Genomic DNA, 19,105 nt, shown 5'->3' with positions numbered 1-19,105 from the left:
CATGGCGGCGACGGTGACGAAACCCACGGCGCCCGGAGCGCCACCCGACGGACCGCCAAGCCCCCAACCACGCGGTCGCACATGGTTTCTGACGCTCTGTCTGGCCTCGGCCCTGGTCGTCCTCGCCCTGGTCTCCGCCGGGATCGGGGCGTACGGCATCGCACCGGGGGACATCCTCGGGTCCGTGCAGCACCGGCTCGGCCTGGGAGGTGCCGCGCTCGACCGGGTCGGCGAATCCGTCCTGTGGAACGTACGCCTGCCCCGCGTCGTCCTCGCCCTCCTCGTCGGCGCCTCGCTCGGCTGCGCAGGCGCGCTCATGCAGGGCGTGTTCGGCAACCCGCTCGCCGAGCCCGGCGTCATCGGGATCTCCTCGGGCGCGGCGGTCGGCGCGGTGGCCTGCATCGCGCTCGGCCTGAACTTCTTCGGTACGTGGACCATCACGGCCTGCGCGTTCGTGTCGGGCCTCGCAACGGTCCTGATCGTGTACGTGATGTCCCGCTCGGGCGGCCGCACGGAGGTCGTCACGCTCATCCTCACGGGCATCGCCGTGAACGCCTTCGCGGGCGCCCTGATCGGTCTGTTCCTCTCCTACGCCGATGCCGCCGCCGTCAACCAGATCACGTTCTGGCAGCTCGGCTCGCTGGCGCAGGCGACCTGGCCGAAGGTGCTCGCGGTGCTGCCCTGCGCGGCCGTCGGGCTGCTCCTGGCGCCCTTCTACTCCCGCAAGCTGGACCTGCTGTCGCTCGGCGAACGCCCGGCTCGGCACCTGGGCGTCGATGTCGAGAGGCTCCGGATCACGCTGATCCTCGTCATCGCGCTCCTTACGGCGGCGGCCGTGGCGGTCTCCGGTGTCATCGGCTTCGTGGGCCTGGTGATCCCGCACCTGCTGCGGATGCTCGCGGGTCCGGGACACCGTTTCCTGGTCCCGGGCAGCGCGCTCGGCGGCGCCGCCGTCCTGGTCGCGGCCGACCTCGCCGCCCGCACGGTGGCGGCGCCCGCCGAACTGCCCATCGGGGTGCTCACCGCGCTGACCGGCAGCCCGTTCTTCTTCTGGCTGCTGCGCCGCACCCGTCGTAAGCAAGGAGGCTGGGCATGAAGGGCCGTTGGAGCACGCTGCTGCGGGGCCCGCGCCACCGCACGCTGCCCGAGCGGTACGCCGCCGGGGACACGGTCGCCGAGGCCCGCGCCCTGCACGTGGACCTGGGCGGGAGGCCGGTCCTGTCCGGCGTCGACCTGGACGTGCGAGCGGGCGAGGTGCTCGCACTGGTCGGGCCCAACGGGGCCGGGAAATCAACCCTGTTGGCGGCCCTGGCGGCGGACCTCCCGGCCGCATCCGGCGAGCTGCGCATCCACGGACGGCCGACCGATGCCTGGTCACCGGCCGAACTCGCGCTGCGCCGCTCCCTGTTGCCGCAGTCGGCGACGCTCTCCTTCCCGTTCCCGGTGGCGGACGTCGTCCGGATGGGCCGGGCGCCGTGGGCGGGCACGGAGCGCGAGGACGAGGACGACGCGGCGGTCGCGGCGGCCCTCGCGGCGACGGAGACCGAGGCGTTCACCGCCCGCCCCTTCTCGGCGCTGTCCGGCGGCGAGCGCGCCCGGGTCGCCCTGGCCCGGATCCTCGCCCAGTGCGCGGGGCTGCTGCTCCTGGACGAGCCGACGGCCGCGCTCGACCTGCGCCACCAGGAACTGGTCCTGCGGGTGTGCCGGGAACGGGCCGCCGCGGGCGACGCGGTGGCCGTCGTCCTGCACGACCTGGGCCTGGCCGCCGCGCACGCCGACCGGGTCGCGGTGCTGCACGACGGGCGCATCACGGCGGTCGGCCCGCCGTCCGAGGTGCTCGAAGGACCGCTGCTCAGCGACGTGTACCAGCACCCGGTCGAGGTGCTGCCGCACCCGCGGACCGGGACACCTCTGGTGGTGCCGGTACGGCCGTGACTGGTTGGGTGTACCCATGGTCGTCGTCATCACCAGCGTCATAGCGGTCCTCGGCACCCTCATGGGCGCGGGCCTCAGCCACGTACTGCAGAGCCGCACGGCCGCCCGCGGCCAGGACTTCACGCGCACGGAACGGCTCCGCCAGGAACGCATCGACGCGTACTGCGCGTTCGGCGGGGCGCTCGCCAACTACCGGCGGGGGCAGCTGGATCGCTGGTTCCCCGAGCACGTCGACCGGCCCGGCGAGACGGCGGACGTGCACGAACTGCGGCGCGAGGCCTTCCGGTTGAGGGCGGCGGCGATGGAGGCGATGTTCCGCGTCGAGCTGCTCACCGAGGCCCCGTCGCTTGCCGGCCTCGCCCAAGAGGCGATGGCGTCCGTCGACCGCATCCCCACGGCCGACGACCGCGAGCAACTCAGGGTCGTACGCGACGAATCGCGCGGCCTCATCCACCAGTTCATCGCGGCGTCCCGCCCCCACGTGAACCCACCCTCCTAGGGCCCTTCTGACGGATCTTGCTGGAGTCGCGGGCCCTGGCACGCACATCTGCGGCGTTGTCGTCGGTTGCCAACGCTCCGCGTTGACGCCCTCCTCCGCCTTGCAGCTGCACGCACCAGACCCCGCTCACGGAGCCGAATCGTGCGGCCTCCCGCATCCAGCCTGATCCGTCAGAAGGACCCTAGACCCTGCCGTCAGATCGACTCCAGGCTCCGCCCCGTCGTCCGCGGCCCCAGGATCCGTACGTTCAGGCACAGGATCAGCATCAGCACACCCGAGCCGATGAACACCGCGTCCGCGCCCAGGTCCTCGAGCACGTCGATCGCGATGAACGGCAGCACGACCGAGGTGAGCCGGGACAGCGAGTAGGCAATGCCGATGGCGCTGGAGCGCATGCCCGTCGGGAAGATCTCCGTCTGGTAGACGTGGAAGGCGTTCGAGAAGACGTTGCTGCTGACGGTGAGCAGGAAGCCCGCCCCGACGATCAGCCAGGACGCCTCCGCGAACCCGAAGACCAGGCCGAACGCGGCGATCCCGAGCGCCGACAGGATGATGAGCGTGCGCCGCTCGATCCGGTCGATCAGCGGCACGGACAGCGCCGAGCCCACCGGGTAGCCGAGGTAGCTGAGGGCCGCGTACGAGAGGGACTCCGTGACGGTGTGCCCCTTGGCCTGGAGGACGACCGGGGCCAGCGAACCGAAGCCGTAGTAGCCGACGGTCTGCAGGATCTGGAAGATCCACCACATGACGGTGCGGCGCGCGTACGGGGCCTTGAACATCTGGCCCAGCGGGACCTTCGCGGCGGCCGGTTCCGGGGTTTCGGCGCGCGGGGCCGGAACAACGGGAGCAGCCGCCTCCGTGGTGACACCCACCCGCTCCTCGATGTCCCGCACCACCGCGTCCGCCTCCGCCGTCCGTCCCCGCGAGGCCAGCCAGCGCGGCGACTCCGGCAGCCGGGTCCGCAGGAGCTGGATGAACGCGGCGCCGAGCGCGCCCGCGACGAGCAGCCAGCGCCAGCCGTCGATGCCGAACAGCTCGTGCTTGGCGACGAGTCGGGCGCCGAGCAGCGCCGCGACGGGCACGCCGACGAAGCCGAGGGTGTAGGCCCAGGCGATGTAGCGCCCGCGCACCTTGCGGGGCAGGAACTCCGCCAAGTACGTGTCGACGAGCACCAGTTCGGCGCCGAGCCCGAGCCCGGCGAGGAACCGCAGCACGGAGAGCTGGGTGGCGTCCTGCGCGAAGGCGCACGCCAGCGAGAACAGCGAGTACATCCCCAGGTTGACCAGGAACATCTTGCGCCGCCCGAACCGGTCGGCGAGCACGGACAGCACGTTCGCGCCGACGAACATGCCGAGGAACCCGGAGGCGATCAGCCACGACTTCTCGGTGCCGGACAGCTGCCAGGACTCGGCGAGCGCGGCGGCGAGCACGCCGCCGAGGAACACCTCGTAGAGGTCGAAGAAGGCACCGATGCCGACGATCGCGGTCAGCCGGCGATGCCAGGGCCCTACGGGCAACCGGTCGAGCCTGCCGACCGGATCCGTGCTGTCGCTGTCGTTCGTGTCCGGGGTTGCGGCAGCCCCCGTGACGCCCTGCTCACTCATGCCCACAGACGCTAGCTGTAAGTGGCACGTAAATGAAGAGGCAATTCTTCCTCTCCGCACCTTCCTCACCTGCGCATACGCCCCGCATCCCTTTACACAGCCATTACTCGCATACTGGACATAACCCCTATCCACTTGAAAGGCGGACTCATGCCCACGGACGCCGACACGGCAGAACCGGACACAGCCCCGGAAGTGGGCGAGTGGACCACGCTCGACAGCGGCCTCGCCGTGACGATCGACGAGATAGAACCCTTCGCGCCCACCTACCTGGACCGGGACCACGAGGAGGGTGACACCTACGTCCGCTTCACGGTCCGCGTGAAGAACATGGCCCCGGGCGTGCGCCGCGCCATGCGTGCGCACCACGCCGAGCACCCGCGTCGCGCGCCGCGCAGGGGCTACTCCAGCGAGGCCGCGCACACGAGGGCGGTCGAGCAGCACACCAAGGAGCGCTCCGACGCGCTGCGCCGCGCGAAGGGCGGCGTACGGATGCGTCTCACCGCCCGCGTCCAGATGTGGGCGGGCGACACCCGTGCCGTCCGCACGTACGACGCCGACCAGGACATCCTCGCCGGCCTGCACACCGAACTGCGCCGCCGCCGCACCGGCACCACGACCTACGCCTTCCGCGTCCCGGCGGCGGACCTGGACGACCTGCGCATCCGCCTGAGCCCCGCGGTGAACGGCGCGACCCGCGAGTCCGCCGACTGGACGGCATCCCTCACGGCCCCACCGGAGGACCTCCTCGACGACTCCCTGATACGGGAGCCCGCGGAGCAGGCCGCCGCAGAGGCGACCACGGACGAGGACCACGAAACGGAGCACACCCCGAAGAAGCGCAAGCAGCGCCGCCAGGAGAAGCGGGACCACCGCCGCCAGCAGATCCGCTCCACGCACGGCGCGGCGCTCTGACGGTGGCCGGAGGTGTGAGCGGCAGACGAGTCGGGCTGTACGCCGGGTTCTGTCACCCGAGGTCCTCGCGGGCCTCGGGGAGACGGCCATCCATCTACGACCGGCGTTGCCACCGGCCTCCTGCGGTCTACCCGCGGACATCGGGCGGGCAGCCCTCGATCGTCCGCGCAGAACCGTCTCCGAAGAGGCGGTCCCTCTTGACCTTGCTCCAGGTGGGGTTTACCTAGCCGCCTGAGTCGCCTCAGGCGCTGGTGGTCTCTTACACCACCGTTTCACCCTTACCGAGGGCCTTGCGGTCCCCGGCGGTCTGTTTTCTGTGGCACTGTCCCGCGGGTCACCCCGGGTGGCCGTTAGCCACCACCTTGCCCTGTGGAGCCCGGACGTTCCTCGGGAGGTTCCGAAGAACCCCACGCGGCCGCCCGCCCGGCTCGTCTGCCGTGCGGCCATCCTACCCGGCGGTGCGGAGGGCCCCGTCCGCTTGACCCTGCCGTAGCGTCAACGTTTCTACTGAGGTCATGCGGATCGGAGAGCTGGCCCGGATCGTCGGTGTCACCACACGCGCCATCAGGCACTATCACCACCTCGGACTGCTGCCCGAGCCCGAGCGGCTCGGCAATGGGTACCGGGAGTACGGGCTGCGGCACGCCATCGAGCTCGCCCGGATCCGGCGCCTGACCGAGCTGGGGCTCGGGCTGCCCGAGGTGCGGGACGTGCTCGCGGAGGACGCGGGGCGCGACCTCGTCGAGGTGCTCGCCGAACTGGACGCCGATCTGGCCCGGCAGGAGGCGGCCATCCATGCGCGGCGGGAGCGGCTGCGGTCCCTGCTGTCCGACGCCGAACGGGGGCGGCTGCCCGCCGAGGGGCCGCTGTCGCCCGAACTGACCGCGTTCCTCGGCGAGTTGGAGGACGACCTGCTCGACTCGCCGATGGCCGCGAAGGACCGCGAGGTGCTCGCCCTCATCGACACGGCGGCACCGCCCGAGGATCGCGAGCGGCTGATGTCGGTGCTGCTGCCCGCCCTCTCCGGCCCCGACGCCCTCGCGGCCGCCCGGGACGTGTACGCGAGGCTCGACGCGCTCGCCGCCGCCCCGGTGGACGACCCCCGGGTGGCCGAGGCGGCGCGGGCGCTGGCCGCGTGCGTGCCGCCGGATCTGCCGGCCGGCGAGGCGCTCGGGGACGGGAAGGCGCTGCTCGACACTTTCCTCGCCGACTTCTCCCCCGCCCAGGCCGAGGCCGTCCGGCGTGCGCTGCGGACGGCCGCAGAGGGCGGTGCGCCGTGACAGCACTCCGGACGTCGCGGCGCGCCCTCGCCACAGTCCGCCGGATCGTTGGGCATGAGGTGCGGGTGTTTGTCAGCCTTGTGCGGTGGGTGGCGCGGCGGCGGCACGGGGTTCCGGTCGGGGCGAGCGTCTTTCCGTACGCGCGTGGTCAGGCCGTGATGATGTACGGCGTCACGTTCGTGTGCGTCGTCGAGTCCGTCGGGATGTGGGCGCTGCTGCGCGACTGGCCCACGCTCCACCACGTCGTCCTGGTCCTCGACGTCTACACGGTGTTGATGGTGCTCGGCCTGCACGCGGCGTCCGTCACCCGGCCGCACGTGGTCACCGATGACGCGATACGGGTGCGTCGCGCCGCCCACGTGGATCTGCGGATACCACTGGAGCGGATCGCCGCCGTGCGCCACGAGAACAAGTACACGCACACACCGCGCGAGGGCGAGCTGAATCTGGATGTCGGCGCGCAGACCAGTGTCACCATCGAACTCGCCTCCCCTGTACAACACTTCACGTTCTTCGGGCGGCCGCAGGACATCCGTCTGGTGCGGTTGCACGCGGAGGATCCCGAGCGGCTCGCGCGCCTCCTGGAGCAGCGGCTCACGCCGGCGTGAACAGCACCTTCGTCGAGCCCGGGTCCGCCTGCGTGAGCCGGACCCGCAGCCGCTCCCCCAGCGGCAGCGCGGCCGTACCGCCCTCGACCCGGGCGACGACGGCCGGCTCGGTCAACTGCACGGTACCGGCGGCCGGTTCGCGGTCCTTCACGTCCACCACCACCGCGTCGAAGAGCTCGCCGACCCGGTGCCGCAGGAGCGCCGCCTCGACGATGTCGACGCACTCGCGCTCCACGGTGTTCGCCCGCCGGGTGCCGTCCGCCATCTCCTTCGGGAGGGCGTCCAGAGCCGTCAACACCCATTCGGGAACGCCCCGTTCGGCACACGCGGCCAGGCACAGCTCGGACGCGTAACGGTCGACGAGGCGGCGCAGCGGGGCCGTGCAGTGGGTGTAGGGCGCGGCGACGGCGGCGTGCGTGGCGAGGGCCGGGGTCTCGCCACCGTGGAAGGCCGTGTAGCCCGCGCCGCGCAACAGCGTCGTGCACTCCTGGAGGAACGCCGCGTGGTGCGGGATGCGCGGATCGAGGGAGCGGACCAGGTCGGAGTAGGGGACGTGGTGCGGCCACTCGATGTGCAGCGCGTGCGCGGTGCGGCGCAGTCGGCCGACCGCGCCGTCGGGGGCGGTGGGCAGCGTGCGCAGGATGCCGGTACCGGCCGCGAGCATCAGGTCGGCGGCGGCCATGCCGGTGAGGAGCGAGATCTGGGCGTTCCACGAGTCGGCGGGCAGCGGGGCCCGGTAGGCGAGTTCGTACGCGGCGTCGCTCGCGACGATCTCCTGCTCGGGCACGTTGAGCGAGATGCCGCCGCGCTCGACCTCCAGCTGTTCGCGGAGCAGCCCGATGCCCTTGAGCAGGGCGACCGGCTCCTCGGCGCTCCCGTCGTCGATGGCCTTCTGCACGCCCGCGTAGTCGAGCTTGGCGCGGCTGCGGACGAGGGCGCGGACGACGTCGGTGGACTCGGCGCGCCCGTCGGCGTCCAGGTCGATCGTCCACAGGACGGCCGGGCAGGTCTGGTCGGGCAGCAGGCTGGCGGCACCCTCGCTGAGCACGGTGGGGTGCAGCGGGACCTTCTCGTCGGGGAAGTAGAGCGTGGTGACGCGGCGGTGCGCCTCGACGTCGAGGGCGCCGCCGGGTGCGACGTACGCGGCGACGTCGGCGATCGCGTACCGCACGCGGTAGCCGCCGCCGGGGCGCCGGGACAGGTGCATGGCCTGGTCGAGATCGGTGGACGTCGGCGGGTCGATCGTAAAGAAGGGGATCGCCGTCTCGTCGCGGTCCGGCAGCCACGGCGGATCGGCCGCGACCCGCTCCGCCTCCGCGACGACGTCGGCCGGGAACTCCTCGGGCACCTCCAGCTTCGTACGCAGTTCGCGCAGCACGGCACCGAGCGGCTCCCGTGCCGCGCCGGTCACTCGCAAGTGGCGGCGGGGCATGGCACGAGCGTAGGCGCGGGCCGCGGGGAAGGCACGCCGTAGGCTGGGCCTCGATCGACAGTTGTTCCGTACGTGCTTGAGGAGTGCCCCGTGCTTGTGCTGTTGCCGCCGTCGGAGGGTAAGGCCGCTTCCGGACGCGGGGCGCCGCTGAAGCCCGAGGGCCTCGCCCTCCAGGGGCTCGCCGAGGCGCGGGCGGCCGTCCTCGACGAACTGGTCGAGCTGTGCAGCGCCGACGAGGAGAAGGCGCGCGAGGTGCTCGGCCTGAGCGAGGGGCTGCGCGGCGAGATCGCCAAGAACACGGAGCTGCGCACGGCGGGCGCGCGCCCGGCCGGCGAGATCTACACGGGCGTCCTGTACGACGCCCTGGACCTGGCCTCCCTCGACGCGGCCGCGAAGAAGCGGGCGGCGAAGTCGCTGCTCGTCTTCTCCGGCCTGTGGGGCGCGGTCGGCGTCACCGACAGGATCCCCTCCTACCGGTGCTCGATGGGCGTGAAGCTGCCGGGCCTCGGCGCGCTCGGGGCGTACTGGCGCGGGCCGATGGCCGAGGTGATGCCGGAGGCCGCCGGGGACGGGCTCGTCCTCGACCTCCGCTCGTCGGCGTACGCGAGCGCGTGGAAGCCGAAGGCCTCGGACGGCACGATCGCGGAGCGGACGGCGACGGTGCGCGTGCTGCACGCGCCGACCCGCAAGGTCGTCTCCCACTTCAACAAGGCGACCAAGGGGCGGATCGTCCGGTCGCTGCTGATGGCGGGGTCCGCGCCGGCCGGACCCGCCGAGCTCGTCGACGTACTGCGGGACCTCGGTTACGTCGTGGAGGTCGAGGAGCCCGCGAAGGCCGGGCGGCCGTGGAACCTGGACGTACTGGTGGACGAGGTCCACTGAGCCCCGGCGGCCCAGCGGTCCGGCGGTCCGACGGCCCAGCGGTTCGCCGATTGCAGCATGTGCAACGCCCTTTGCGCAGGCTGCTACGGGCGGGGCAGGATGACCCCATGACCTCCTCCTCTGACGCCGCCGCCACCTCGGCCGCCTCCGCCTCCGTGCTGGATCTCGCCCCCGTCGTTCCCGTCGTCGTGGTGGAGGACATCGCCGACGCGGTGCCGCTCGCGCGGGCGCTCGTCGCGGGCGGCCTCCCCGCCATCGAGGTGACCCTGCGCACGCCCGCCGCGCTCGACGCGATCAAGGCGATCGCCGCAGAGGTCCCGGACGCCGTCGTCGGCGCGGGCACCGTGATCAACCCCGCGAACGTCGCCGACTCGGTGGCCGCGGGCGCCCGCTTCCTGGTCAGCCCCGGCTGGACGGACACGCTGCTCGACGCGATGAAGGGGTCGGGCGTGCCGTTCCTGCCCGGCGTCTCCACGACGTCGGAGGTCGTGGCGCTGCTGGAGCGCGGCGTGCAGGAGATGAAGTTCTTCCCGGCGGAGGCCGCGGGCGGCACCGCGTACCTGAAGTCGCTGGCGGGCCCGCTGCCGCAGGCCCGCTTCTGCCCCACGGGCGGCGTCTCCCCGGCCAACGCGCCCGGCTACCTCGCGCTGAAGAACGTCGGCTGCGTGGGCGGCAGTTGGATGCTCCCGGCCGACGCGATCGCGGCGAAGGACTGGGGCCGGGTGGAGGCCCTGGCCCGCGAGGCGGCGTCGCTGCGCTGACGCTGAGCGTTTACGACCCGAGGTGCGCTGTCTCGTTGAGGCAGCGCACGCTCGCGTTCCCGTCCGCGTAGTACGCGACCGTGGTCAGGGACGCCGCCGCGAGCTCCATGCGGAACATCGCCTCGGCGGGCGCGCCGAGCGCGAGCCGCACCAGCGTCTTGATCGGCGTCACATGGCTGACCAGCAGGGCGGTACGCCCCCGGTACGCGACGGTCAGCCGGTCCCGCGCCTCGGCGACCCGCTCCGCGACCTCGGCGAAGCTCTCACCCCCGCCGGTCGGGGCGGCGTCGGGCGAGGCGAGCCAGGCGTTCAGGTCGTCCGGGTAGCGGGCACCGGCCTCCTTGAACGTGAGCCCCTCCCACGCCCCGAAGTGCGTCTCGCGCAGCCCCTCGTCGACCTGTACGTCGAGCCCGAGCCGCGCGGCGGTGACCTCGGCGGTCTGGCGGCAGCGGGCGAGCGGCGAGGCCACGATCACCTCGACGTCACCGCGGGTGACCAGCGCCGCGGCGGCCCGCTCGGCCTGCCGCCGCCCGACGTCGGAGAGCACGGGGTCCGCGCCCCCACTCCCGGAGAACCGCTTCTCGGGAGTCAGCGCGGTCTCCCCGTGCCGCAGCAGCACGAACGTCGAAGGTGACCCGAGGTCTGGGGGTGCCACATCTTTCCCTTCCGGCAGGCCGCACCGGCGTTGCGGTCGCGGGGCTCTGCCCCGCACCCCGCGCCTCAAACGCCGGCGGGGCTGGAGTGGCCTACAGCCCCGACTCCGACGTCCGCACCAGAATCCGCCGACAGTTCTCACACCGCAGCACCGCGTCAGCGGCCGCCGCCCGAACCTCGTTCACCTCGGTGATGTTCAGCTCGAGCCGGCACCCCTCACAGCGCCGCTGGAACAGCTTCGCCGCACCGACCCCGCCCTCCTTCTCGCGAAGCTTGTCGTACAGCTTCAGCAGGTCCGCAGGGATCGACCCGGCGACGACCTCACGCTCCTTGGTGGCGGCGGCGATGTCGGCGTCGAGGACGGCAGCCGCCTCGTCGCGCCGCGCGGTCGCGTCGTCGGCCTTGGCCTGCACCGAGGAGAGGCGCTCGGCCAGCTCACCCGCGCGCTCCTGCGCGGACTCACGGCGCTCCATGACCTCGAGGACGACGTCCTCCAGGTCACCCTGGCGCTTGGCGAGCGAGGCGATCTCGCGCTGCAGGTTCTCCAGGTCCTTGGGGGACGTGACCGCGCCGGAGTCGAGGCGCTTCTGGTCGCGGGCGGCACGCTGACGGACCTGGTCGACGTCCTGCTCGGCCTTGGTCTGCTCGCGGGCGCAGTCGCTCTCCTCGGTCGTCGCGGCGACGTGCAGGTCGCGCAGCTGCGTGAGGTCCTTGGTCAGCGACTCGATCTCGGCGTGCTCGGGCAGCGACCGCTTCTTGTACGCGAGCTGCTGGAGGCGGGTGTCCAGGTCCTGGACGTCGAGAAGACGGATCTGGTCGGCGGGCGCGGCGTTCAGTTGGGGGCTCCAAAAGTAGATACAGACGAGTCAGAAGGGGTGCGCGTAGCGCTCGCTGGAGGGGTGGTGGCGGGCGACGGGCGGGCGGACGCCGCGTGGGCGGTCCAGGGATCGGTGACCGTCTTCGAGACGTGGACCCGCAGGCCCCATCCCTCACGGTCGGAGATCTCGTCGAGCTGAGCTGCGGCCAGCTCGCACCAGGGCCACTCGGTGGCCCAGTGCGCCGCGTCGAGCAGCGCGAGAGGCGTGGTTTCGCGGGCCTCGCTCACCGGGTGGTGGCGCAGGTCCGCGGTGAGGAAAGCGTCGACGCCCGCCGCACGTACGTCGTCGAAGAGGCTGTCGCCGGAGCCACCGCTCACCGCAATGGTACGGACGGTCGCGTCGAGGTCCCCCGCGACGCGGATGCCCTGCGCGGTGGCCGGCAGCCGGTCGGCGGCGCGGCCCGCGAGCTCGCGCAGCGTCAGCGGGTGCTCCAGCTCGCAGACCCGGCCGAGGCCGCGGCGGCCCGCGGGGTCGGTGGGGTCCGGGACCAGCGGGCGTACGACACGGACGTCGAGGGCGCCCGCGAGTGCGTCGGAGACGCCGGGGTCGGCCTTGTCGGCGTTGGTGTGCGCGACGTGCAGCGCGATGTCGTTCTTGATCAGCGTGTGGACGGCGCGGCCCTTGAACGTGGAGGCCGCCACCGTCGTCGTACCGCGCAGGTAGAGCGGGTGGTGCGTGACCAGCAGGTCCGCGCCCAGCTTCACCGCTTCGTCGACGATCTCCTGGACCGGGTCGACGGCGAACAGGACCCGGCTGACCTCGGCGTCCGGGTCGCCGGCGACCGTGCCGACCGCGTCCCATCCCTCGGCGAGGGCCGGGGGCCAGAGGGCTTCGAGCGCGGTGGTTACTTCAGACAGACGGGGCACGCAGACAGGTTACCTGCGCCGCCCGCCCCACCCCCAAGTCCGGCCGGTTCCGGAAGAAGGGAGCAGGAGAGCACACGGCACTCACGGTTCACAGCCAATTCGGGGCATGGCCCACCTTTCGTGTGAAACGGCGGGCGCGAGGTGCCACGGAGGTTCGTGCGAAAACTAGCGTCGGCCCGAACAAGCGGAGGTGACTGATCCATGACGGCCCTGGCCACCGAACCCACGCCGGAGACTCGGGCACGACCGCCGCACACCGGATGTGTGCTCACGATGGACGCGACGTATGCGGCACGGCTCGCGCAGCACGGTGCGAGCCCCGACTCCTGGTTCCCCGAGCGCTGGACCCTGGACGGACCCGAGCCGTACGCGGTCCCGCTGCCAGGACCCCAGCCCGAGGAGCCCGGCACCGCCGTGCTGCCTCTGACCGACGGGCGGGTGCTGATCCACCGCGCCGCCGCCGGGCGCCAGATGTTCTCGCTGCTCTACCCGACGGGCCCCGGCACGGGCGAGGTGCCGCTCGGGGCCGTGGAGTGCGAGGAGCTGACCCTGCTGCCGCCCGCGCCCGACGGGCGGTGTGCGTACGCGCTGGCGGCCGGCGAGGAGTCGACCGCGGTGTGGCAGGTGGCGGGCGCCGGCTTCGGGCCCGAGCTGCTCGCCGAGGTGCCGGGGCACTGCTCGGGCGGAGTCTGGCTGTCCCGCGAGGCCCGGCTGCTCGCGCTCGACCGCGCGCCCTCGGAGGCGGACGGCGGCGGCCCGGTGAAGACGGTGGTGGTGGATCTGGACCGGGGCGGCGAGGTCTCCCCGCTCCTCCAGATCGCCGAGGACAGCGAGGACCGGCTGCTCCTCGCCGATCTCGACAGCGGCCTGATCCTGCTCCGCTCGGACGCCCCGACGCCGGGTCAACTCCGGCTCGGCTGGGGCGTGTTGGGCAGTACGCTGCCGATCCGCTTCCCGGAGTCGCTGCGCCTCGCCGACTGCGAGCTGACGCCGTTCGCCATCCAGCCCGGCCAGTCGCTGATGCCGGAGGGCTGCGCGGTGGCGCTGCACGTGACGAGCGCGGAGGGCGGCTCCCCGTGGCTCGGCCTGTGGCGGCCCGCGGAGGGCCGGATGCACCAGGTGGCGGCGCCGGCCGGATGGCTCGCGGGCAGCGGCTTCTTCTCGCGCGAGGGGGAGCTCTCCCTCCCGTACGTCACCGAGGACGTGCCGTGCGGCCTCGCGAGGATCCCCACGCCCGAACCCGGCCCGCGACGAAGGGAACCGAAGGAGGAATCCGCACCGCCGGAGCCCACCGCGACGCGCCCCGTCCCACTGGCGCAGGCGCCCCTCGGTGGCCGTACCACGGACCGTTAGACTCGCCCGGCTGCAACTGAAGGATCTTGTACGTGTTTACGGGGTGAATGTTCCGATGGCGGAAGGCAACGGCACGGATGTCGAGTTCGACACGGAGGCGGCGCGCCATGCGCGGGGCGGCTCGGGTCGACACCGCGGCGAGGTGTCCTCGCCGCCCATGACGGGCGGCGACCAGGAGTCGAGGCCGCGCGGGCGGCATCGTGGGCCGCGCGCCGATGAGGCGTAACGCTCGACACTCGATGTGAGGAAACGTATCTCTGAGGGGCCCGGCGGAAGCCGGGCCCCTCAGTCGCGTCTGTTCAGTCGTATCCGTCGGCCTTCGCCTCGGCCGGGCTCAGCCGTGCTTGAGGCCGAGCACCTCCGAGGCCGCGAACGTCTCGTTCGGGGGCCGGTCCTTGTAGTGCGGCGTGAGCACCGCGTCGAGTTCCTCGTACGTGAACGCGTCCTTGGCCGTGTCGAACTTCGCCTGCACCCTGGGCCGGTCGACGACGGCGACCATGCCGCCGTGCACCACGAGGAGTTGGCCGTTGACGTTCGCGGCGGCGGGTGAGGCGAGGTAGCCGACGAGCGGGGCGACGTGTTCGGGCGCGAGCGGGTCGAGCCCGTCCTCCGGCTCGGCGAACCCGGCGAAGACGTCCTCCGTCATACGGGTACGGGCCCTGGGGCAGATGACGTTGGCGGTGACGCCGTACTTGGCGAGGGCGAGCGCGGTGGAGGTGGTGAGCCCCACGATGCCGCCCTTCGCGGCGGCGTAGTTGGGCTGACCGGCCGAGCCCGCGAGGAACGCCTCGGACGAGGTGTTGATGATGCGCCCGTACACGGGACCACCGGCGGCCTTCGAGGCCTCGCGCCAGTGGCGGGCCGCGAAGTGGCTGGTGTTGTAGTGCCCCTTGAGGTGGACGTGGATGACCGAGTCCCACTCCTGCTCGGTCATCGAGAAGATCATGCGGTCGCGGAGGATGCCGGCGTTGTTGACGAGGATGTCCAGTTGGCCGTACGTGTCGACCGCCAACTGGACGAGTTCCTGGGCCTGTTGGTGATCGGCCACGTCACCGGTGTGCGCGGTGGCGGTGCCGCCTGCGGCCTCGATCTCGGCGACGACCTGTTCGGCGGGCCCGGCGGCGGCGTCACCGGAGCCGTCCCGGCCCGGCTGGCCGAAGTCGTTGACGACGACGTTGGCGCCGAGGCGGGCGAGTTCGAGGGCCTCGGCACGGCCGAGGCCGCGCCCGGCTCCGGTGACGATGGCCGTGCGGCCGTTGAGCGGCGTTGACATACGTTTCGGCTTCCTCTCGGATCGTTGAGCCGCGACGGTGCTGGTGGCTACAGCTCGATGCACGTCCGCAGCGCCGAGCCCGTCCTCATCTGGTCGAGCGCCTCGTTGATCTCCGCCAACGGCACCCGGTGCGTGATCAGCGACTCCAGGTCGATCCGCCCCGCCCGCCACAGCGCGATCGCCCGCTCGTAGGACTGCAGCACATCCCCGCCCCCGTACATCGACGGCAGGATCTTCTTCTCGTCGAAGAACAGCTCGAACATGTTGAGTTGAAGGAAGTCGTCCATGGCGCCGGCGCCGACGACGCAGAGCGTGCCGCCGCGCCGCGTCGTGTCGTACGCCGTGCGGGCGGTGGCGGACTTGCCGACGACCTCGAAGACGTAGTCGAAGCCCTCGCCGCCGGTGATGTTCTGCTTGGCGTCGGCCAGCTCGTCGGGCGAAATCGCCTTCGTCGCACCGAACTTGAGGGCCGCCTCGCGCCGCGACTCGACCGGGTCGACGGCGACGATCTCCGCCGCGCCCTTGAGCCGCGCGCCCTGGATCGCCGAGATGCCGACGCCGCCGCAGCCGATGACCGCGACGGACGAACCGGCCGCCACATCAGCGGTGTTGATCGCGGCGCCGAGCCCGGTGGTGACGCCGCAGCCGATGAGCGCCGCGATGTCGAAGGGCACGTCGTCGGGGATCGGCACGGCGCAGGCCGCGTTGACCACGACCTCCTCGGTGAAGGTGCCGGTGCCGGCGAAGCCGAAGACGTCTCCGCCGGGGCGCTTGAAGTTGGGGGTGCCCGCGTTCATGAATCCGGCGAGGCAGAGCTCGGTCTGGCCGCGCTTGCAGGCGGGACAGGTGCCGCAGGCGGGCAGCCAGCACATGAGGACCCGCTGCCCTGGCGTCAGGTTCGTGACGCCGTCGCCGACGTCGATGACCTCGCCCGCGCCCTCGTGCCCCGGGATGAACGGGGCCGGCTGCGGCAGCACCCCGTTCATCGCGGAGACGTCGGAGTGGCACAGACCCGTGGCGCGCAGCCGGACCCGCACCTTGCCAGGGCCGAAGCCGACCGTCTCGACGTCGTCGAACACCTCGAGTTTGTCCTGGCCTATCTCCTGCAGTACGGCTGCTCGCATGGCGTGCGGCTCCTTCGTACGTGGCTGTCGTCCGTGGCTGTGCGCGACCGTGTACGTCGCTGTCGTCGGTGTCTGTACCGGTGGTCAGTTGTGCTCGACGAGCGTGTCCGCGAGCACCGGGGCGTCCTCGCGCTCGGCGGCCGTGACCGTCACCTGCACCCGGCCCGGCTCCTGCCACATGCGGATGCGCAGCGTCTCGCCGGGGAAGACGATCCCGGCGAAGCGGGTGCTGTAGCGGGTGATGCGGGATACGTCGCCGCCGAGTGCCGTGTCCGCGACGGCCTTCAGCGTCATTCCGTACGAGCACAGGCCGTGCAGGATCGGCTTGTCGAAGCCGGCCAGCTTGGCGAACTCCGGGTCGGCGTGCAGCGGGTTCCAGTCGCCGGAGAGGCGGTAGAGGAGGGCCTGGTCCTCGCGGATGGGCCGCTCGACGGTGCGGTCGGGGGCGCGCTCGGGGACCTCGAGCCGCGCGGAGGGTCCGCGGTCGCCGCCGAATCCGCCCTCCCCGCGTACGAAGATCTGGGAGTCGCTGGTCCACAACGGGCCGTCCGCGTCGGCGACTTCGCTGCGCAGGACGAGCACGGCCGCCTTCGTCTTGTCGTAGACGGCGGCGACCCGCGAGGTGGTCGTGGCCCTGCCCTTGACCGGGATGGGGCGGTGCAGCTCGATGGTCTGGCCGCCGTGCAGCACGTGGGCGAGGTTCACGTCGATGCCGGGCGCGGAGAGGCCGCCGACCACGCCCATGCCGGCGCCCGCGACGGTCGCGAAGCTCGGCAGGACGTGCAGCTTCGACTCGAGCGTGTAGCGCAGCTCGTCGGGGTCGGTGGCAGGGACGCCCGCGCCGAGGCCCAGGTGGTAGAGCTGGATGTCCTTGTGGTCCCAGGTGATCTCGGCGGACCTGGGCTCGGCGGCTACGGCCTTCGCGGCGTCGATGGGCATAGAGGCTAACGCTCCTAAGGCTGGTCAAGACCTCGGTGCGACCGTCCGCACCGTCGGCCGCACCGAGGTCGTCACGGGCCGGAGACCGGTACGCGGCGGCACGCGTACCAGTTCTAGAACCTGTTTCATTCCTCCGGCGATCCCCATGTATAGCCAAGTGCGGTTGGCTTGGGAAGAGTCGCGAACGGGTTTTCTGACGCCACGTCAGATGCCAGCGCCAGGGGGCCGGGCGGCGGCCGTGACAGCGGTGACATTTGTACTGCTGATCCGGGGACAAGCGGATCTGCCCTCCCTTGGGTACCCCTTCGTACGCTTCCGGCATGACATCGAAGACGAAGGCGGCCGGCCGGGAGTGCGACGGTCGGGACGGGGCGGGCAGGCAGGACTGGCCCGTCGCCGGCATCGGCGGCGCACGGGTGAACGGGTACACGATGATGCCCTGGCTGATCCTCGGCATCGGAGCGCTCTCGAACCTCCTCCAGGGCGAGACCCCGAACCCCTGGGTCGGCGGCATCGGCCTGCTGACCTTCAACTCCCTCTACATCTACGTGTCGTTCCGGTCCTTCGTCCCGGCCACCCGCGACGCCCTCTCCACCCGTCTCGCGCTGCTCGCGATGACCGTCGTGACGTGCGCGCTCGCGGGTCTGTACGGCGGCAGCTGGGTGGCGTTCTTCCCGCTGCTCGGGCTCGCGGCCGGGGCGGCGATGCGGGGGCGGCACCTCGCCAAGGTCGCCATCGTCCTCTCCTGCCTCGGCGGCGCCGTCGCCGGTGCGCAGAGCCCGAGCGCGGGGGCGACCGTCGGCTACGGCACGTTCCTGTCGACGATGGTGACCGCGGCGATCCTCTCGCTCGGCGAGACCGTACGGGAGCTGCGCGCGACCCGGGAGGAGCTGGCGCGCAACGCGGTGGCCGAGGAACGGCTGCGCTTCTCCCGCGACCTGCACGATCTGCTCGGCCACACGCTGTCGGTGATCGTGGTGAAGTCGGAGGCCGCGCGCCGTGTCGCGCCGCGCGACATCGACGCGGCGCTCGATCAGGTCAGCGACATCGAGGCGGTGGGCCGGCAGGCGCTCACCGAGATCCGTGAGGCGGTGAGCGGGTACCGGGAGGGCAGCCTCGCCATGGAGCTGGACCGGGCGCGCTCGGCCCTCACGGCGGCGGCCATCGAGCCCGTCGTACGTCAGTCGGGGCCGCCGTTGTCGGCGCGGACGGAGGCGTTGCTGGGGTGGGTGGTGCGGGAGGCCGTGACGAACGCGATCCGGCACAGCGCGGCGACGACCTGCACGATCGCCGTGGAGGGCACGGACGACGTGGTCCGGCTCCGGGTCACGGACAACGGGGCGGGCCCCGCACCCGGCGTCGGCGGCACGGGCCTCAAGGGCCTGACGGAGCGTCTCGCGGCGGCGGGCGGTTCCTTGGAGGCGGGCGAGTCCCCTGCGGGCGGCTTCGAGGTCCGAGCGCAACTCCCGACGCCGGACGCGCCCCTCCCCTCTTCTGGGCTCTCGCCGGGTCCCCGGGGCGTCTCGTCCTAGAGCAGCCCTGCTGGGCCCACGCTTCTCCACTGGGCTCCGCCCGAACCGGGCAGCCCCACGCCACGGGGCTCCGGCCCGGAGCGGGCGCCCTGTCGCCCCGGGGCGGGCTGATGGGCCCATCTCCCACCCACCCGCCCCCTCCGGGGGCTCCGGCCCAGCACGCTGCCCTACGACACGGGGCTCCGCCCCGGACCCCGCTGCTCAAACGCCGCAGGGGCTAAAAATGCCCGTCCCTCCGCTCATCTCCCACCTACCCACACCTCCAGGGCCTTGGTCCCACCCTCAGTGCGGCAAAGCGACCACCACGCTGCCTCGGGCAATCCGCCCCCACGCACGACTCCCCACCCGAGGCAGTCAACGCCGCCACCGCCTTGGGCAACCCGCCGCACACACCACTCCCCACCCGCAACGGCCGACCGCCACCGCCTCGGGCAGTCCACCGCCACGCACGGCTTCCCACCCGTTGCGGCCGACCGCACCCGCCTCGGGCAATCCGCCCCCACGCACGACTCCCCACCCATTGCGGTCGACCGCACGCGCCTTGGGCAATCTGCCGCCTGGGGCGGCAGG

General features: G+C 72.3%; 18 protein-coding genes, 1 other RNA gene and 1 pseudogene. 11 read left to right on the top strand and 9 right to left on the bottom strand.

The features are described 5' to 3' along the window. The first annotated feature begins 1 nt into the window (after position 1). Genes ACYSUO_RS36500 through ACYSUO_RS36490 form a run of 3 tightly spaced genes read left to right on the top strand, consistent with a single transcriptional unit; the run spans position 2 to position 2,434 of the window. Positions 2-1,096, top strand: coding sequence for a FecCD family ABC transporter permease (locus tag ACYSUO_RS36500; protein WP_461780495.1), 1,095 nt, complete (start codon positions 2-4; stop codon positions 1,094-1,096). Next, the gene (locus ACYSUO_RS36495) at positions 1,093-1,935 is read left to right on the top strand and encodes a heme ABC transporter ATP-binding protein (RefSeq protein WP_461780494.1); all 843 of its coding nucleotides are present in this window, start codon (positions 1,093-1,095) and stop codon (positions 1,933-1,935) included. Before ACYSUO_RS36500 ends, ACYSUO_RS36495 begins: the two co-directional genes overlap by 4 nt. 16 nt (positions 1,936-1,951) lie before the next feature. Continuing rightward, a complete protein-coding gene (locus ACYSUO_RS36490) occupies positions 1,952-2,434 on the top strand; it encodes a hypothetical protein (protein WP_461780493.1) in 483 nt (160 codons plus the stop codon). Between the two features lie 194 nt (positions 2,435-2,628). On the opposite strand, the gene ACYSUO_RS36485 is transcribed toward ACYSUO_RS36490, so the two are convergent. After that, complete coding sequence (locus ACYSUO_RS36485) at positions 2,629-4,038, bottom strand: MFS transporter (protein WP_461780492.1); 1,410 nt, start codon at positions 4,036-4,038, stop codon at positions 2,629-2,631. Positions 4,039-4,188: 150 nt separating this feature from the next. Here ACYSUO_RS36485 and ACYSUO_RS36480 point away from each other — a divergent pair, with 150 nt between their 5' ends. Then, positions 4,189-4,953: a hypothetical protein gene (locus tag ACYSUO_RS36480; protein WP_461780491.1), complete on the top strand. Its 765-nt coding sequence runs from the start codon at positions 4,189-4,191 to the stop codon at positions 4,951-4,953. A 22-nt stretch (positions 4,954-4,975) separates the two neighbouring features. Here ACYSUO_RS36480 and rnpB read toward each other — a convergent pair. Then, an RNA gene (gene rnpB, locus ACYSUO_RS36475) (RNase P RNA component class A) lies at positions 4,976-5,384 on the bottom strand. 84 nt (positions 5,385-5,468) lie between these two features. Between rnpB and ACYSUO_RS36470 the strand changes: the two genes are divergently transcribed. After that, entirely contained in the window at positions 5,469-6,233 is a 765-nt protein-coding gene (locus ACYSUO_RS36470) for a MerR family transcriptional regulator (protein WP_461780490.1), read from the top strand. 65 nt (positions 6,234-6,298) lie between these two features. After that, positions 6,299-6,841 (top strand): hypothetical protein, encoded by a 543-nt coding sequence (locus ACYSUO_RS36465; protein WP_461780489.1) that lies wholly within the window; start codon positions 6,299-6,301, stop codon positions 6,839-6,841. On the opposite strand, the gene ACYSUO_RS36460 is transcribed toward ACYSUO_RS36465, so the two are convergent. Next, entirely contained in the window at positions 6,828-8,273 is a 1,446-nt protein-coding gene (locus tag ACYSUO_RS36460) for an RNB domain-containing ribonuclease (protein WP_461780488.1), read from the bottom strand. The two genes, ACYSUO_RS36465 and ACYSUO_RS36460, sit on opposite strands and share 14 nt — an antisense overlap. Before the next feature lie 90 nt (positions 8,274-8,363). On the opposite strand from ACYSUO_RS36460, the gene yaaA reads away from it, so the two are divergent. Both yaaA and eda read left to right on the top strand, forming a co-directional pair. Then, positions 8,364-9,155: a peroxide stress protein YaaA gene (yaaA, locus tag ACYSUO_RS36455; RefSeq protein ID WP_461780487.1), complete on the top strand. Its 792-nt coding sequence runs from the start codon at positions 8,364-8,366 to the stop codon at positions 9,153-9,155. A 107-nt stretch (positions 9,156-9,262) separates the two neighbouring features. Continuing rightward, on the top strand, positions 9,263-9,916 hold the full coding sequence (gene eda / locus ACYSUO_RS36450; RefSeq protein WP_461780486.1) for a bifunctional 4-hydroxy-2-oxoglutarate aldolase/2-dehydro-3-deoxy-phosphogluconate aldolase: 654 nt from the start codon (positions 9,263-9,265) through the stop codon (positions 9,914-9,916). 10 nt (positions 9,917-9,926) lie between these two features. Here the strand turns inward: eda and ACYSUO_RS36445 are convergent. The 3 genes and pseudogenes from ACYSUO_RS36445 to ACYSUO_RS36435 all read right to left on the bottom strand — a co-directional run. After that, positions 9,927-10,568 (bottom strand): annotated as a pseudogene (locus tag ACYSUO_RS36445) (histidine phosphatase family protein); the annotation flags it as partial. Positions 10,569-10,662: 94 nt separating this feature from the next. Further along, a complete protein-coding gene (locus ACYSUO_RS36440) occupies positions 10,663-11,406 on the bottom strand; it encodes a zinc ribbon domain-containing protein (protein ID WP_461780513.1) in 744 nt (247 codons plus the stop codon). Next, positions 11,403-12,314 (bottom strand): Nif3-like dinuclear metal center hexameric protein, encoded by a 912-nt coding sequence (locus tag ACYSUO_RS36435; RefSeq protein WP_461780485.1) that lies wholly within the window; start codon positions 12,312-12,314, stop codon positions 11,403-11,405. Before ACYSUO_RS36435 ends, ACYSUO_RS36440 begins: the two co-directional genes overlap by 4 nt. Before the next feature lie 201 nt (positions 12,315-12,515). Between ACYSUO_RS36435 and ACYSUO_RS36430 the strand changes: the two genes are divergently transcribed. Both ACYSUO_RS36430 and ACYSUO_RS36425 read left to right on the top strand, forming a co-directional pair. After that, a complete protein-coding gene (locus ACYSUO_RS36430; protein WP_461780484.1) occupies positions 12,516-13,667 on the top strand; it encodes a hypothetical protein in 1,152 nt (383 codons plus the stop codon). Positions 13,668-13,722: 55 nt separating this feature from the next. Further along, complete coding sequence (locus ACYSUO_RS36425; protein WP_461780483.1) at positions 13,723-13,893, top strand: hypothetical protein; 171 nt, start codon at positions 13,723-13,725, stop codon at positions 13,891-13,893. 108 nt (positions 13,894-14,001) lie between these two features. Here ACYSUO_RS36425 and ACYSUO_RS36420 read toward each other — a convergent pair whose 3' ends face one another. The 3 genes from ACYSUO_RS36420 to ACYSUO_RS36410 form a co-directional block, all read right to left on the bottom strand. Next, on the bottom strand, positions 14,002-14,940 hold the full coding sequence (locus ACYSUO_RS36420) for a 3-oxoacyl-ACP reductase (RefSeq protein WP_461780482.1): 939 nt from the start codon (positions 14,938-14,940) through the stop codon (positions 14,002-14,004). A 47-nt stretch (positions 14,941-14,987) separates the two neighbouring features. Further along, on the bottom strand, positions 14,988-16,064 hold the full coding sequence (locus ACYSUO_RS36415; protein ID WP_327670183.1) for a Zn-dependent alcohol dehydrogenase: 1,077 nt from the start codon (positions 16,062-16,064) through the stop codon (positions 14,988-14,990). Between the two features lie 84 nt (positions 16,065-16,148). Further along, positions 16,149-17,003, bottom strand: a complete 855-nt coding sequence (locus ACYSUO_RS36410; protein WP_461780481.1) for a MaoC/PaaZ C-terminal domain-containing protein — start codon at positions 17,001-17,003, stop codon at positions 16,149-16,151. A 320-nt stretch (positions 17,004-17,323) separates the two neighbouring features. Here ACYSUO_RS36410 and ACYSUO_RS36405 point away from each other — a divergent pair, with 320 nt between their 5' ends. Next, positions 17,324-18,535, top strand: a complete 1,212-nt coding sequence (locus ACYSUO_RS36405; RefSeq protein ID WP_461780480.1) for a sensor histidine kinase — start codon at positions 17,324-17,326, stop codon at positions 18,533-18,535. Positions 18,536-19,105: the final 570 nt, after the last annotated feature.

It is taken from the genome of Streptomyces sp. UC4497 (assembly GCF_054871485.1).
The sequence above is the reverse complement of the archived record's forward strand: the minus strand, read 5'-3'. Positions and strand labels throughout refer to the sequence as shown.